Below are 14,169 nucleotides of genomic sequence, written 5' to 3' on the forward strand. Positions count from 1 at the left end.
GCCTAGACTGAGTGACGGCGCGACGACCATCGATCAAGGAGACCGAACATCGTGACGGACATCGTCGACGAGCTGAAGTGGCGTGGGCTCTTCGCCCAGTCCACTGACGAGGACGCATTGCGCAAGGCTCTCGCGGACGGTCCCGTCACGTTCTATTGCGGTTTCGACCCGACCGCGGCCAGTCTCCACGTCGGCCACCTGGTCCAGGTGCTGACCGTCCGCCGGCTCCAGCAGGCCGGTCACCGGCCGCTGGCGCTGGTCGGTGGGGCCACCGGCCAGATCGGTGACCCCCGGCCGACCGCCGAGCGCACCCTGAACGATCCGGAGACGGTCGCGAACTGGGTGAACCGGCTGCGGACGCAGATCGAGCCGTTCCTCTCCTTCGAGGGGGAGAACGCGGCGATCATGGTGAACAATCTGGACTGGACCGCCGGCATGTCGGCGATCGAGTTCCTGCGGGACATCGGCAAGCACTTCCGGGTCAACAAGATGCTGACCAAGGACTCCGTCGCCCGGCGTCTGGAGTCCGAGCAGGGCATCAGCTACACCGAGTTCAGCTACCAGCTGCTCCAGGGCATGGACTTCCTGGAGCTGTACCGCCGCTACGGCTGCACGCTGCAGCAGGGCGGGTCCGACCAGTGGGGCAACCTGGTGGCGGGCCTCGACCTGATCCACCGGCTGGAGCCCGGGGCGGAGGTGCACGCGCTGGCGACCCCGCTGATGGTCAAGGCGGACGGCACCAAGTTCGGCAAGACCGAGGGCGGGGCCGTGTGGCTCGACCCGGAGATGACGACGCCGTACGCGTTCTACCAGTTCTGGCTGAACGTGGACGACCGGGACATCTCCACCTACATGCGGATCCTGTCCTTCAAGTCCCGCGAGGAGCTCGAGGAGCTCGAGCGGCAGACCGCCGAGCGGCCCCAGGCCCGGGCCGCCCAGCGGGCGCTCGCCGAGGAGCTGACGACGCTGGTGCACGGCGCCGAGCAGTGCGCGGCCGTCATCAACGCCTCGAAGGCGCTGTTCGGGCAGGGTGACCTCACCGAGCTGGACGCGCCGACGCTGGCCGCCGCGCTCTCGGAGCTGCCGCACGCGCGCGTGGCGGAGCTCGGGCAGGTCGTGGACCTGTTCACCGAGGTCGGTCTGGCGCCGAGCAAGTCGGCGGCGCGCCGGACGGTGAAGGAGGGCGGGGCGTACGTGAACAACGTGAAGGTCACCGCCGAGGACGCGGAGGTGTCGGCGGAGGAGCTGCTGCACGGCCGCTGGCTGGTGCTGCGCCGGGGCAAGAAGAACCTGGCGGCGATCGAGGTCGGCTCGGAGGGCTGAGGCCCGGAGCTCGACACGCCGGAGGCCGGTACGCGCATCGAGCGCGTTCCGGCCTCCGACGTGTCCAGGCACCGTCCGGGCCATCACGCCCGGCGCTGGGTCATGCCCGGCGCTGGGTCATGCTCGCGGCTGGGTCACGCCCGGCGTCTGTCGCCCCGGATCGCGGCCCACAGCATGTCGCCCAGACCCACCACGACGACCGCGCCGGCGAGTTGGAGCAGGTGGCGGATCCAGTCGATCCCCTTGGTGTCCTCGACCCCGATCCAGGCCGCGACGGAATTGCCGAGAATACTGCCGATGATGCCGAAAATGACCGTCAGCCACAGCGGGATCTGCTGCTTTCCCGGAATGATCGCCTTCGCGATCAGGCCGAGCACCAAGCCCACGATGATTGCCCACAACCAACTCATGGTCGCCTCGCCTCCTCATGCGGCGCAATCTGCGCATGTGGGCCCAGTCTCGGCCTCTTCGCCATACGACGCATGTCGGACGGAGCCATACGGGACCCGGCCTTCGCGACCTCGGCCGACGGGCGTACCGTGGAGAAAGGTCCGGACCGGGGAGAGTCCGGCGTGACACTGGCTGGTGGAATGCGATGCGGAAGCATGGCGAAGCAGAGGTTTTCCGAATCACCGGAGCTCGTCAGGGCCTGTCCGACGATGTCCGCGGCCGGGAGCGACGGTATGTGATCTCGATGTCGGTGCGGACGCTGTCCGTCATCGCCGCGGTCTGCCTGTGGAACGTCGAGCGGCATGTGGCCATCGTGGCGCTCGTTCTCGGCGCCCTGCTCCCCTACGTCGCGGTGGTCATCGCCAACGCGGGCCGGGAGAAGCCGCCGTCCCTTCCCTCCACGTTCGTGTCGGTGCCGCCCCGTCCGGAGCTCCCTACCGGGGAACCCGGGGACATCTCGGGGGACACCTCGGCGGACACCTCGGCGGAAGCGCGTACGGAACGTTCGTACGGTCAGAGTTGATCATTACAGCGACTTAAAGGCTCAAGAAAAGCTCAGATCAATCATGAAGTTCCGGTGCACCACACCCCATTCCCCATGACATACTTCCTACGCGCTCCGCATCCCCCGTCGGAGCGACGGACCGATGCCGGGCAGCTCCCCCCGTGGCTGCCCGGCATCGCCATTGCTGGACAATGATCGGGTGAGTGACGAAACCCCGATCTGTTCCGCCAAGGGCTGCCGCGTCGACGCGGTGTGGGTGCTGGCCTGGAACAACCCCAAGCTGCACACGCCCGAGCGCCGCAAGACCTGGCTCGCCTGCGAGGAGCACCGCGAGCATCTCTCGCAGTTCCTCGGCGTACGAGGGTTCCTCAAGGACGTCGTCCCGCTCGCGGAGTGGGGCTCGGCCGACTCGTCCGACTCAACCGCCGATCGCTGACATCGGGCGCTCCGGCTGGAGGAAGCTCGGGTCGTCCAGGCCGGAGCCGGCCTTCTTGCCCCACATCGCCAGCTTCCAGATCCGGGCGATCTCCGCGTCGGACGCCTCGCTCGGCTCCGCCGCACGCAGCGCGGCCCGCAGGTCGGTCTCCTCGGTGGCGAACAGACACGTGCGCACCTGACCGTCGGCGGTCAGCCGGGTCCGGTCGCAGGCCCGGCAGAACGGGCGGGTGACGGAGGCGATGACGCCGACCGTGTGCGGCCCGCCGTCCACGACCCAGCGCTCGGCGGGGGCCGAGCCACGCTCGTCCGCGCCCTCGGGGGTCAGCGTGAAGCGGGTGCGCAGCGACTGCAGGATGTCCCCGGCGGTGATCATGCCGTCGCGCTTCCAGCCGTGCTGGGCGTCGAGCGGCATCTGCTCGATGAAGCGCAGCTCGTATGCGTTCTCCACCGCCCAGGCCAGCAGGTCGGGGGCCTCGTCGTCGTTGAGCCCGGGCATCAGGACCGCGTTGACCTTGACCGGGGTGAGACCGGCGTCGCGGGCGGCGGCCATGCCGTCGAGCACGTCGTGGTGGCGGTCACGGCGCGTGAGGGTCTTGAAGACCTCCGGCCGCAGCGTGTCCAGCGAGACGTTGACCCGGTCCAGGCCCGCGGCCTTCAGGGCGGCGGCCGTGCGCTTGAGCCCGATGCCGTTCGTGGTCAGGGACATCTTGGGGCGGGGCTCCAGGGCCGCGCACCGCTCGACGATGCCGACGAGGCCGGGGCGGAGCAGAGGCTCGCCGCCGGTGAAGCGGACCTCGGTGACGCCGAGATCGGTGACCGCGATCCGTATCAGCCGGACGATCTCGTCGTCCGTCAGCAGATCGGGCTTGGCCAGCCACTGCAGGCCCTCTTCCGGCATACAGTACGTACACCGCAGATTGCACCGGTCGGTAAGCGAAACACGCAGGTCAGTGGCCACACGGCCGTAGGTGTCGATGAGCACTGTGGGCCCCCTCCCCGTCTTCCGGTGATGTATACAGCGAGCCTACGCGAGAGCGCCGACAACCAGCAGGGGCCGATTGGAACGAGGACCGGAGCGGCCGCGTCGTAGGACCCTACGACGCGGCCGCCGCGCGGTCGCGCACCGTGTGCGGATCAGTGCGCTCCGACACCGGTGAGGGACTTGACCTCCAGTTCCGCGTACTTGCCCTTGTCCGGCTCCTCCTTCGAGAGGAGGGAGCCGAGCCAGCCGAGCAGGAAGCCGAGCGGGATGGAGACGAGGCCCGGGTTCTCGAGCGGGAACCAGTAGAAGTCCACGGTCTTGAACATCGAGGTGGGCTTGCCGGAGACGACCGGCGAGAACAGCACCAGGACGACCGAGGAGATCAGACCGCCGTAGATCGACCAGAGCGCGCCCTGGGTCGTGAACCGCTTCCAGAACAGGCTGTAGAGGATCGTCGGCAGGTTGGCGGAGGCGGCGACCGCGAAGGCGAGGGCGACCAGGCCGGCGACGTTGAGGTCGCGGGCGAGCGCGCCGAGCGCGATCGAGACGACGCCGATGAGGACGGTCGCCCAGCGGGCGGCACGGACCTCCTCCTTCTCGGTGGCCTTTCCGCGCCGGATGACGTTGGCGTAGATGTCGTGCGCGAAGGAGGAGGACGAGGCCAGGGTCAGTCCGGCGACGACCGCGAGGATGGTGGCGAAGGCGACGGCGGAGATCACCGCGAGCAGGATCGCGCCGCCGGTGGAGCCGGCGCCTCCGCCGATCTCCAGGGCCGCCAGCGGGGCAGCCGTGTTGCCCGCCTTGTTGGAGGCGATGATGTCGCTGTTCTTCAGCAGGGCCGCGGCGCCGAAGCCGAGGACGATCGTCATCAGGTAGAAGGCGCCGATGATACCGATGGCCCAGTTGACCGACTTACGCGCGGCCTTGGCGGTCGGCACCGTGTAGAAGCGGATCAGGATGTGCGGCAGTCCGGCCGTGCCGAGGACGAGCGCGATGCCGAGCGAGATGAAGTCCAGCTTCGAGATGCCGCTGACGCCGTACTTGAGCCCGGGCTCCAGGAAGGCCGATCCCTTGCCGCTGTTGGTGGCGGCCGCGCCCAGCAGGTCGGAGAGGTTGAAGTTGAACTTCAGCAGGATGAGGAAGGTGATCAGGAGCGTGCCCGCGATGAGCAGGACGGCCTTGACCATCTGCACCCAGGTGGTGCCCTTCATGCCGCCGATGGTGACGTACACGATCATCAGCACGCCGACGAGGGCGACGATGGCGATCTTTCCGCCGTCGCTGGTGATGCCGAGGAGCAGCGAGACGAGGACGCCGGCGCCGGCCATCTGGGCGAGCAGGTAGTAGATCGAGACGACGATGGTGGAGGTGCCGGCGGCGGTACGGACGGGGCGCTGGCGCATCCGGTAGGCGAGGACGTCGCCCATGGTGAAGCGGCCGGAGTTGCGCAGCGGCTCGGCGACCAGGAGCAGGGCGACCAGCCAGGCGACCAGGAAGCCGATCGAGTACAGGAAGCCGTCGTAGCCGAAGAGCGCGATGGCGCCGGCGATGCCGAGGAAGGACGCGGCGGACATGTAGTCGCCGGAGATCGCCAGGCCGTTCTGGAACCCGGTGAACTGGCGGCCGCCGGCGTAGAAGTCGGCGGCGCTCTTGGTCTGGCGGCCGGCCCAGACGGTGATGACGAGCGTGGCGACGACGAAGGCACCGAAGAGGGCGATGATCAGCGGTCGGTGCTCGCTGGTGGCGTTGCCCGCCGCGAGGAGAAGAGTCGTGCTGCTCACGCGTCGGCCTCCGTGCGCTCCATACGGGACTTGATGGCCTCGGCCTTCGGGTCGAGGCGGTTCGCCGCGTGCCGCGAGTAGAGCCAGGCGATGAGGAAGGTGGTGGCGAACTGGCCGAGGCCGAGGACGAGCGCCACGTTGATGTTGCCGAAGAGCTTGATCCCCATGAAGCCGCCCGCGTAGCTGGAGAGCAGCACGTACAGCAGGTACCAGGCGATGAAGGCGACCGTCAGGGGGAAGGCGAAGGAGCGGTACGTGCGGCGCAGTTCGCCGAATTCCGCACTCTCCTGCACCTCGACGAAGGCCTCGGTCGTGGGCTGGACGGGGCCGTGGGGAGCGGCGTCCGTGCCGCCCGGGGGCGGCGGTGGTGCTTCGGTGGCCACGGATTCTCCTCGGGACGCGGGTGCGGTGGGCATGGACAAAGGGGCCTCGCTGGGGGGTGGGGGACGGCGCTCCGCTGCGGAGCTCCTCCCCTGCACAACGGCACGGAGGCCGGGGCGACGCGGTTCACCGCGGATTTTTTCTCCCGGGGACCCGTCCTGGATCTTCCTCCTGATCTGTATCAAGTCGGCTCAACTCATTGAAGGGTCGGCAAGATCAGCGATAACTTCACTCGTCATGCACCTGCCCGTCCGTAATCCGCGCGCGGGCAGTACATACGGATGATGTGGAGAACCCATGGCTCATCTGGGATCGAGACGCGGCCGAGTACTCGCTCTGCCTGCCGGACTCGCGCTCACGGCCTCCCTCGGCTTCCTTCCGGCCGGCGCATCCGCCGCCGAGGTGAGCGACGCCCCGGCGACGGCCGCCGTCTCGACGGACGGCCCCAAGCTGTCGTACGTCGTGAACATCGAGGGAGGCCGCTGGACGGCCGCCTCGGTGAAGAAGGCGATAGCCGCGGCCGGTGGCACGGTGGTCATCTCCTATGACCAGATCGGTGTCATCGTCGTCCACTCGCAGAACCCCGAGTTCGCGAAGACGATCCGCCAGGCCGACGGCGTGGTGTCCGCCGGTTCGACGCGTACCGCGCCGCTCTCCGCCCAGACCGACACCTCGGTCGGCGAAGGCGCCCAGGCGCTCACCGCGGCCGAGGCGACGGCCGCCGCGGCCGGTGCCACGGACGCGCAGGACCCGCTCGAGCCCCTGCAGTGGGACCTGCCCGCCATCAAGGCGGACAAGGCCCACCAGAAGACGCTCGGCAGCAGCAAGGTGACGGTCGGCGTCATCGACACGGGTGTCGACGACACCCACCCCGACCTGGCGCCGAACTTCGACGCCGCCGCCTCCGCCAACTGCGTGACCGGCGCTCCGGACACGACGCCGGGCTCGTGGCGTCCGAACCCGGGCGAGAGCGATCACGGCACGCACGTCGCCGGCACCATCGCCGCCGCCAAGAACGGCATCGGCGTCACCGGCGTCGCGCCGGGCGTGAAGATCTCGGGCATCAAGGTGTCCACCCCGGACGGCTTCTTCTACACCGAGGCCGTCGTCTGCGGCTTCATGTGGGCGGCCGAGCGCGGCATCGAGATCACCAACAACAGCTACTACACGGACCCGTGGCTGTTCGCGTGCAAGAACGACGCCGACCAGAAGGCGCTGATCGAGGCCGTCACCCGCGCCACCCGCTACGCGGAGCGCAAGGGCACGGTCAACGTCGCGGCGGCCGGCAACTCCAAGATGGACCTGGCGGCGGACGAACTCACGGACGTCACCAGCCCGAACGACACCACGCCGGTGACCCGCGTCATCGACCCGCGGGAGTGCCTCGACTACCCGGCCATGCTGCCGGGCGTGGTCACGGTCTCCGCGACGGGTGCCAAGGACCTGAAGTCCTCGTACTCGAACTACGGTGACGGCGTCATCGACATCGCGGCGCCCGGCGGCGACCGCACCGAGTACCAGACCCCGGCCGCCCCGGCGGTCAACGGCCGCATCCTGTCGACCACGGTCAACGGCGGCTACAACTACAAGGCCGGTACGTCGATGGCCGCGCCGCACGCCGCCGGTGTGCTCGCGCTGCTGAAGTCGACGCACCCGCACGCGAGCCCGGCCGCGCTCAAGGCTCTGCTCTACGCGCAGGCCGACGACCGCGCCTGCACGAACCCGTACGACATCGACGGCAACGGCACCGTCGACGCCGTCTGCGAGGGCGGTGTCAACAAGAACGGCTTCTACGGAGCCGGCATGGTCGACGCGCTCGACGCCGTGCGCCGCTGACCGGCACGCATGTGAGGGAGGGGCCCTGGTGGGGTACGCCACACCAGGGCCCCTTCGCATGGCACCGAGTGCCATCATGCGGTCATGGTCAACACAGTACGTACAGGTACGGAGTTGTTGTGGTCGGCTCTCGGCGGCGATCCCGCCCTGGTCGACCGGGTGTCGTACGGCGGGCCCTCCGGGCTGTTGCCGGCCCGGCTGCCGGTGATGGACCTGGCCCGGGCGACGGTCGCGGTCGCGGGCCTGGCGGCGGTGGAGCGGGCGGGCCTTCCCGGTCCGGTCCGGGTCGACGACGGGGCGGTCGCCACGGCGTTCGTGAGCGAGCGTCATCTCCGCGTCGACGGGCGGGCACCGGTGAACTTCGCGCCGCTGTCCGGTTTCTTCCGCGCCGCCGACGGCTGGATCCGTACCCACGCCAACTACCCGCACCATCGGGCGGCGCTGCTGCGCGCGCTGGAGGTACGGGAGGAGTCGCCGGAGGCCGTCAGGTCGGCGATCGGGCGGCGCGGCGCCGAGGAGCTGGAGACAGCCGTGTACGCGGCCGGGGGCCTCGCTGTCGCCCTGCGCACCCCGGAGGAGTGGGCGGCGTCCGAGCAGGGCCGGGAGGTGGCGAAGCGGCCGCCGCTGACGCGTGAGCGGTTGGACGACGCGGCGCCGAGGCGGCGTTCGGGTCCCCTCCGGGTGCTGGACCTGACCCGGGTCATCGCCGGGCCTGTCGCGACGAGGACGCTCGCCCTGCTCGGGGCGGACGTGCTGCGGATCGACCCGCCGGAGAACCCCGAGCTGCCCGACCAGCACGCGGACACGGACATCGGCAAGCGGACGGCCGCGCTCGATCTCGACCGCTCCGCGGACCGCCGCACGTTCGACGAGCTGCTGGACGCGGCCGACGTGCTGGTCACCGGATACCGCCCGGGCGCCCTGGACCGCTTCGGCCTCCACCGGCCGGGTCTGGTGATCGCGCGGCTCTCGGCCTGGGGTGACTACGGCCCCTGGGGCGAGCGGCGCGGCTTCGACAGCCTGGTGCAGGTGGCGACCGGTATCGCCGCGACCGAGGGCTCCGAGGAGAAGCCGGGCGTGCTGCCGGCCCAGGCCCTGGACCACGGCTCCGGGTATCTGCTCGCGGCGGCCGTGCTGCGCTCCCTGACCGAGCAGGACCGGGACGGCGGCACCCGTCTCGTACGTCTCGCGCTGGCGCAGACGGGCCACTGGCTGACGCACACGCTCCCCCGGTACGAGCCGGAGCGGTACCTGACCGAGACGGACGGGCCGCTGGGCCGGCTGCGGCACGCGCTCTCGCCCGTCTCGTACGAGGGCGGCCCGGCGAGCTGGTCACGTCCGCCGGGCCGCCAGGGCGGAGACGACCCGGCCTGGCTCACGGCGTGACGAGGACCTTCGGCGCGGTGCGCTCGTCCATGGCCCGGTAGCCGTCCGGTACGCCGTCGAGGCCGACGGTCAGGTCGAAGACCGGGGACGGGTCGATCGTCCCGTCGAGGACGTCCGGGAGCAGTTCGGGGATGTACGCCCGGACCGGCGCGACGCCGCCGCGCAGCGGCGCGTGGATGGTGGTGGCGCGCTTGGCGGGCGGTCCTCGCCGTCAGCCGGTCGTACGACGTTCGCCGCACTCCGCCTTCAGGGCGCCCGCGGTCAGCAGGTACTGGGCGGCGATGTAGGTCAGCATGACCCAGAAGTCGGGGACCGGCGGCTGGGGCCAGTCGGCGACCCCGCTCGCGATGAGTGTGTCGGAGAGCAGGAACAGCGCGCCGCCGACCCCCGCGGTGAGGCCCAGAGCACTGGACTTGTACGCCATGGCGGTCAGCAGGAGCGAGTAGCCGGCGACGGGGATCCGCAGCTCGGCGGGGAGGTCGGGCCACAGGAGCGCGACGGTGCCGACGAGGGCGGCGGAGTACGCGATCCCGAGGGGAAGGGACGTACGCCGTCGTCCGAACAGCACCAGGTAGCAGACGTGACCGGCGGCGAAGGAGCCCATGCCGACGAGGAAGGCCCAGTCGGCGTCGGAGAGCAGGAAGACGTCCCCGCCCCAGCCGAAGAGGAGTGCGGCGAGCAGGAGCCTCGGGGCGCCGCGGGTGGCGGCGTACGCGGCGAGCAGCGGCATGAGCAGCGGCTTGGCGATCCGGTGCCCGAGTTCGGCGCCCGCGAGGAGGGAGACCAGGTCGACGGCGACGGCGAGCGCGAAGGCGGCGAGGAGGACTCGGGACGACGGCCTCACGCGGCCGGCTCCGCGGCGGCGGGGCCGGGGCCCTTGCCGGCGGCGGGACCGGGCTGCCAGCCGGGCCCGCGGAAGACCCGTCCGGCGCGCTCGCGCCAGCTGGTGGCGGCCCGTACGTCGCGGGCGATGGCGGCGTACTCGTGGGTGGCGACGCGCAGCGGGTTGTAGGTCTCGATGTTCTTGGTGAGCCCGAAGACGGGCTTGGCGGTCTCCCCCACCCAGGAACCGAACATGCGGTCCCAGACGATCAGGATGCCGCCGAAGTTGCGGTCCAGGTAGCCGCCCTGGGAGGCGTGGTGGACGCGGTGGTGGGAGGGCGTGTTGAGGACGTACTCGAAGGGGCGGGGCAGCTTGTCGATGCGCTCGGTGTGGATCCAGAACTGGTAGACGAGGTTGACCGAGTAGCAGAAGGCGACGGCGGCCGGGTGGACGCCGAGCGCGATCATCGGCAGGTAGAACGGCCACGAGGTGAGGCTGGTCCAGGGCTGGCGCAGCGCGGTGGTGAGGTTGAACTTGCGGCTGCTGTGGTGGACGACGTGGCAGGCCCACAGGATGCGGATGACGTGGTGGCCGCGGTGCTGCCAGTAGTAGAAGAAGTCCTGGGCGAGCAGCATCAGCGGGATCGTCCACCACAGGACGGGCACCCGGAGCGGGGTGAGCTCGTAGACCGCGGTGTAGATCGCGACGATCGGGATCTTCCAGAGGAAGTCGAAGGCGAGACTGCCGATCCCCATGCCGAGGCTGGTGGCAGCGTCCTTGGTCTCGTATCCGGCGGCGTCCTCGTCGGGATGGAGCCGGTAGCTGACCATCTCGAGGACGGTGAGCAGGACGAACGCCGGTATGGACCAGAGCACGACATCGGGCAGGTTCGGCATGCCGACGACGGTAGAGGTGGGGGTCGGGGCGCGGCTAGACGTTGTTACCAACAAGTATGCGAGACGACTTGTCAGCAGGCTTTGGCACCTTCCGACAAGGACCGCGCTTTCTCACACCCCCGCCGCTCCCAGCAGCGACCCCGCCGCGTACGTCACCGCCATCGCCAAGGCCCCGCCGCCCATGTTGCGCAGGACCGCTCGGCCCGGTGGGGCCGCGCCCAGGCGGGCGCTCCACCAGCCGGTGACCGCGAGGGCGGCGAGGACGGACAGGACCGTGACCCAGAGGCGGATCGAGGCGGGTGGGAGGACGATCGCGAGGAGCGGGAGCAGGGCGCCGGCCGTGAAGGCGAGGAAGCTGGCACCGGCGGCGTGCCAGGGGTTGGTGAGCTCGTCGGGGTCGATACCGAGCTCCACGCGCGCGTGGGCGCGCAGCGCGTCGCGTTCGGTGAGTTGTTCCGCGGCCTCGCGGGCGACGTCCGGGGAGAGGCCGCGGTCCGACAACAGGCCGGTCAGCTCGGCCAGTTCGGCCTCCGGCTGTTCCCGCAGTTCGCGCTTCTCCTCCGCCAGAGCCGCCCTCTCCGAGTCGCGCTGGGTGGAGACCGAGACGTACTCCCCCGCCGCCATCGACATCGAACCGGCCAGCAGGCCGGCCAGACCGGCGGTCAGGAGCGCCGCCTGCGACTCGGTCGCGCCGGCGACGCCGACGACGAGTCCGGCGGTGGAGACGACGCCGTCGTTGGCTCCCAGCACGGCGGCCCGGAGCCAGTTGAGACGGACTCCGAGACCGCCGCCATGGGCTTCGTCGTGCACAGGGGCATCAGTCACAACCGGGAGGGTCTCACCCGGCCCCTCACCAGACGCGGACCGACCCGCCCGGGGCGAAGGCGGGGCTCGTGGCGTCCGGCGGGACCTCCTTCAGGGGCTCGGCGATCTCCTCGACGGTCGGGCCGTGCACGGCCGCCAGGGAGTCCAGGAGCCTCAGGTCGAAGCCGTAGACCCGGGCCGCGTTGCCGCCGACCATCGCCGCGACCTCCTCCCTCGGCAGCCCCGCGTAGGCGATGCGGAGGCCTTCGCGGGAGTACGGGGTCGTGCCCTCGTCGTGCGGGTAGTCGCTGCCCCACATGATCTTGTCGAGACCGATCCGGTCGCGCAGCGGCACCTCGTGCGGGCGCATGAAGCTCGCGCCGACGAAGCAGTTGTCCCGCCAGACCTCGCTGGGACCCTTGCCCATCGACTCCGCGAGGCCGGCTCCGAACTTCGATTCGGCGGTGGCGGCCCGCGAGGCGGCCGCGACCAGGCGCGCGTGGTAGTAGTCCAGCATCTCCATGACCCCGGGGATCCAGCCCGAACCCTGCTCGGTCAGGACGAGCTTCAGGCCGGGGTGGCGGCGGAACGCTCCGCCGAACACCAGGTGCCACAGCGCCCGGTGCGAGAACCACGTCGTCTCCACCATGAACACCGCACGCGCGGCCGGTTCGTCGCCGAGCGGCGGCGAGGCGGAGCCGCCGTGGTGGTTGACGGGGATGTCCAGCTCCGCGCAGACGGCCCAGATGGGGTCGTACGTACGCGAGTACAGCTCCGGGACCCCGCTGCCGGGCGGGGCGCCGGGCAGCAGGATGCCGCCGGTCAGGCCCGCCTCCCTGGTGCGGCGGATCTCCCGTACCGCCTCGTCGACGTCGTTGAGGAGGATCTGCGCCACGCCCGCCCGGCGGCCGGGCGCGGCCGCGCAGAAGTCGGCCAGCCACCGGTTGTGCGCGCGCAGCCCGGCCCAGCGCTGCTCGAACTCCGCCCGGGTCGGGGCCGGTGCCATCAGCGAGGCGGAGGGGAAGAACGGCGGGATGGTGTTGGGGAAGACGACCTCCGCGACGATCCCGTCCGCCTCCAGCTCGCACAGCCGTCGCTCCGAGTTCCAGTTGCGGTCGGCGGTGTCGGCGAGCAGGTCCTCGTACGGGTTGACGTAGCCGGCCGCCCACGCGTCGAAGTCCTCGTGGTGCTTCTTCTCCAGGTACGGCTTGTAGTCCAGCAGGTCCGCGCCGGCGTGGCAGTCCGCCGAGACGACCGTGTAACGGTCCGTCATGGCGTCACTCCCAGGGTCGGGAAGTCGTGGTCCGTCAGCCAGTGGCGGCCGACCTCGCGGGAGCGCGCCCAGGACGCCTCCACCGCCGCCTGGTCGGGCGACTGGCCGAGCTCGGCGGGGGTAGGGCCGATGCGGCGGGCGATCGGATCCAATATTCGAATATCGAATCCGAAGACCTCCGCCGCAGCCAGGCCCAGCATCCGGCGCGTCTCCTCCACCGGGATGTCGTGGAACGTGTTCCGCAGCCACGCGCGCGTGGCGGGCCAGGTCCCCTCCGGGTGCGGGAAGTCGGAGCCCCACAGGATGTTGTCCACGCCGATCTCGTACCGCTGCGCCAGCTCGCGCCGCTTGGTGTTGGTGGCGCAGACGAAGATCTGGCGGTCCAGGTACTCGCTCGGCGGCCGCTTCAGCTCCGCGAACGGGGACAGCTTCTTCCCGCCGTGCGCGCCCAGGTAGAGCCGGTCCATGAACCACAGCAGATTCGGCAGCCACCAGCAGCCGGACTCGGCGACGCCGAACCTCAGCCCCGGGTGGCGCTCGAAGACGCCGGACCAGAGCAGGAACCACAGCGGCCTGGCCGGCCACCAGGTCACCTCGCTGACGTAGATCCCGAGATGGTCGCCGTACTCCTCGCGCGGCGCCGCGCCGGAGTGGGTGACGAGCGGCATCCCGGTCTCGGCGGCGGCCGCCCAGACCGGGTCGTAGCGCCGGTCGTGGTACGGCTCCTTGTCCACCCACATGGAGGGGATCATCAGCGCCCCGAGCCCGGACTCCTTGGCGCGGTGGATCTCGGCGACGACGCGCGAGGGCTCGGCCGTGATCGGGAGGAGCGCGACCCCGCAGTGTCGTTCGGGATTCTGCCCGACGAACTCGGCCAGCCAGCGGTTGTGCGCCTGCGCGCCCGCCATGCCGAGCTCCGGGTCCTGGTCGCCGGAGAGCCCGAGGCCGACCCCGAAGGGCGCGGCGGTCCGGCTGTCGACGGCGTCCGCGTCGGGGAAGACGACCTCGGCGGCCACCCCGTCGCCGTCCAGCTCCTTGAGCCGCTGCGCGGCGTCCCAGCCGCCCCGCAGCCCTTCCTCGTTGTCGCTGAACCACTTGTTCGCGAAGTCCTCGTTGCGCACCCCGAGCCGGGTCATGGCCTCGCGGCGGGCCTCCCGCCCGGCGAGGAACTCGTCGAAGGCGCGGTGGTGGCGGGAGTCGAGATAGGGCCGGTACAGCTCGGTGGGCAGACCGGCGTGACAGTCGGAGGAGATGATCAGGTACGGGTCCTCGTGGCTCATGGTCACGTCCC

The 14,169-nt window shown here is 70.6% G+C and carries 14 protein-coding genes and 1 pseudogene; 5 read left to right on the top strand and 10 right to left on the bottom strand.

Annotated features, from left to right (window positions below; translation table 11 throughout):
- Window positions 1–51 precede the first annotated feature (51 nt).
- Window positions 52–1,323 (top strand): tyrosine--tRNA ligase, encoded by a 1,272-nt coding sequence (gene tyrS, locus ACFYV5_RS24830; RefSeq protein ID WP_389172045.1) that lies wholly within the window; start codon window positions 52–54, stop codon window positions 1,321–1,323.
- A gap of 134 nt (window positions 1,324–1,457) precedes the next feature.
- Here tyrS and ACFYV5_RS24835 read toward each other — a convergent pair whose 3' ends face one another.
- Entirely contained in the window at window positions 1,458–1,733 is a 276-nt protein-coding gene (locus ACFYV5_RS24835) for a GlsB/YeaQ/YmgE family stress response membrane protein (protein WP_355111530.1), read from the bottom strand.
- Between the two features lie 275 nt (window positions 1,734–2,008).
- Between ACFYV5_RS24835 and ACFYV5_RS24840 the strand changes: the two genes are divergently transcribed.
- Window positions 2,009–2,296 carry a DUF3099 domain-containing protein gene (locus tag ACFYV5_RS24840; protein WP_389172048.1) on the top strand — a complete coding sequence of 96 codons (288 nt, stop codon included), beginning with the start codon at window positions 2,009–2,011 and terminating at the stop codon, window positions 2,294–2,296.
- A gap of 181 nt (window positions 2,297–2,477) precedes the next feature.
- Complete coding sequence (locus ACFYV5_RS24845; RefSeq protein WP_389172051.1) at window positions 2,478–2,714, top strand: hypothetical protein; 237 nt, start codon at window positions 2,478–2,480, stop codon at window positions 2,712–2,714.
- On the opposite strand, the gene moaA is transcribed toward ACFYV5_RS24845, so the two are convergent.
- The 3 genes from moaA to ACFYV5_RS24860 form a co-directional block, all read right to left on the bottom strand.
- Window positions 2,697–3,698, bottom strand: coding sequence for a GTP 3',8-cyclase MoaA (moaA, locus tag ACFYV5_RS24850; protein WP_355111525.1), 1,002 nt, complete (start codon window positions 3,696–3,698; stop codon window positions 2,697–2,699). The two genes, ACFYV5_RS24845 and moaA, sit on opposite strands and share 18 nt — an antisense overlap.
- 152 nt (window positions 3,699–3,850) lie before the next feature.
- Window positions 3,851–5,479 carry a cation acetate symporter gene (locus ACFYV5_RS24855; RefSeq protein WP_389172055.1) on the bottom strand — a complete coding sequence of 543 codons (1,629 nt, stop codon included), beginning with the start codon at window positions 5,477–5,479 and terminating at the stop codon, window positions 3,851–3,853.
- A complete protein-coding gene (locus ACFYV5_RS24860; protein ID WP_389172058.1) occupies window positions 5,476–5,862 on the bottom strand; it encodes a DUF485 domain-containing protein in 387 nt (128 codons plus the stop codon). Before ACFYV5_RS24860 ends, ACFYV5_RS24855 begins: the two co-directional genes overlap by 4 nt.
- 295 nt (window positions 5,863–6,157) lie before the next feature.
- Here ACFYV5_RS24860 and ACFYV5_RS24865 point away from each other — a divergent pair, with 295 nt between their 5' ends.
- Complete coding sequence (locus ACFYV5_RS24865; RefSeq protein WP_355111521.1) at window positions 6,158–7,696, top strand: S8 family serine peptidase; 1,539 nt, start codon at window positions 6,158–6,160, stop codon at window positions 7,694–7,696.
- Window positions 7,697–7,780: 84 nt separating this feature from the next.
- The gene (locus ACFYV5_RS24870; protein ID WP_389172060.1) at window positions 7,781–9,082 is read left to right on the top strand and encodes a CoA transferase; all 1,302 of its coding nucleotides are present in this window, start codon (window positions 7,781–7,783) and stop codon (window positions 9,080–9,082) included.
- On the opposite strand, the pseudogene ACFYV5_RS24875 reads toward ACFYV5_RS24870, so the two are convergent.
- The 6 genes and pseudogenes from ACFYV5_RS24875 to ACFYV5_RS24900 all read right to left on the bottom strand — a co-directional run.
- Window positions 9,072–9,248 (bottom strand): annotated as a pseudogene (locus ACFYV5_RS24875) (IMP dehydrogenase); the annotation flags it as partial. The gene ACFYV5_RS24870 and the pseudogene ACFYV5_RS24875 sit on opposite strands and share 11 nt — an antisense overlap.
- A gap of 45 nt (window positions 9,249–9,293) precedes the next feature.
- Window positions 9,294–9,926: a lysoplasmalogenase gene (locus tag ACFYV5_RS24880; protein ID WP_389172062.1), complete on the bottom strand. Its 633-nt coding sequence runs from the start codon at window positions 9,924–9,926 to the stop codon at window positions 9,294–9,296.
- A complete protein-coding gene (locus tag ACFYV5_RS24885) occupies window positions 9,923–10,801 on the bottom strand; it encodes a sterol desaturase family protein (RefSeq protein WP_389172064.1) in 879 nt (292 codons plus the stop codon). The genes ACFYV5_RS24880 and ACFYV5_RS24885 overlap by 4 nt, the downstream gene beginning before the upstream one ends.
- 111 nt (window positions 10,802–10,912) lie before the next feature.
- Window positions 10,913–11,626, bottom strand: coding sequence for a VIT family protein (locus tag ACFYV5_RS24890; RefSeq protein WP_355111512.1), 714 nt, complete (start codon window positions 11,624–11,626; stop codon window positions 10,913–10,915).
- Between the two features lie 25 nt (window positions 11,627–11,651).
- Window positions 11,652–12,878 carry an amidohydrolase family protein gene (locus ACFYV5_RS24895; protein WP_355111510.1) on the bottom strand — a complete coding sequence of 409 codons (1,227 nt, stop codon included), beginning with the start codon at window positions 12,876–12,878 and terminating at the stop codon, window positions 11,652–11,654.
- On the bottom strand, window positions 12,875–14,158 hold the full coding sequence (locus ACFYV5_RS24900; RefSeq protein ID WP_355111508.1) for an amidohydrolase family protein: 1,284 nt from the start codon (window positions 14,156–14,158) through the stop codon (window positions 12,875–12,877). The genes ACFYV5_RS24895 and ACFYV5_RS24900 overlap by 4 nt, the downstream gene beginning before the upstream one ends.
- Between the last annotated feature and the right edge of the window lie 11 nt (window positions 14,159–14,169).

This window comes from Streptomyces sp. NPDC003035 (genome assembly GCF_042888285.1).
Taxonomy (GTDB): Bacteria; Actinomycetota; Actinomycetes; order Streptomycetales; family Streptomycetaceae; genus Streptomyces.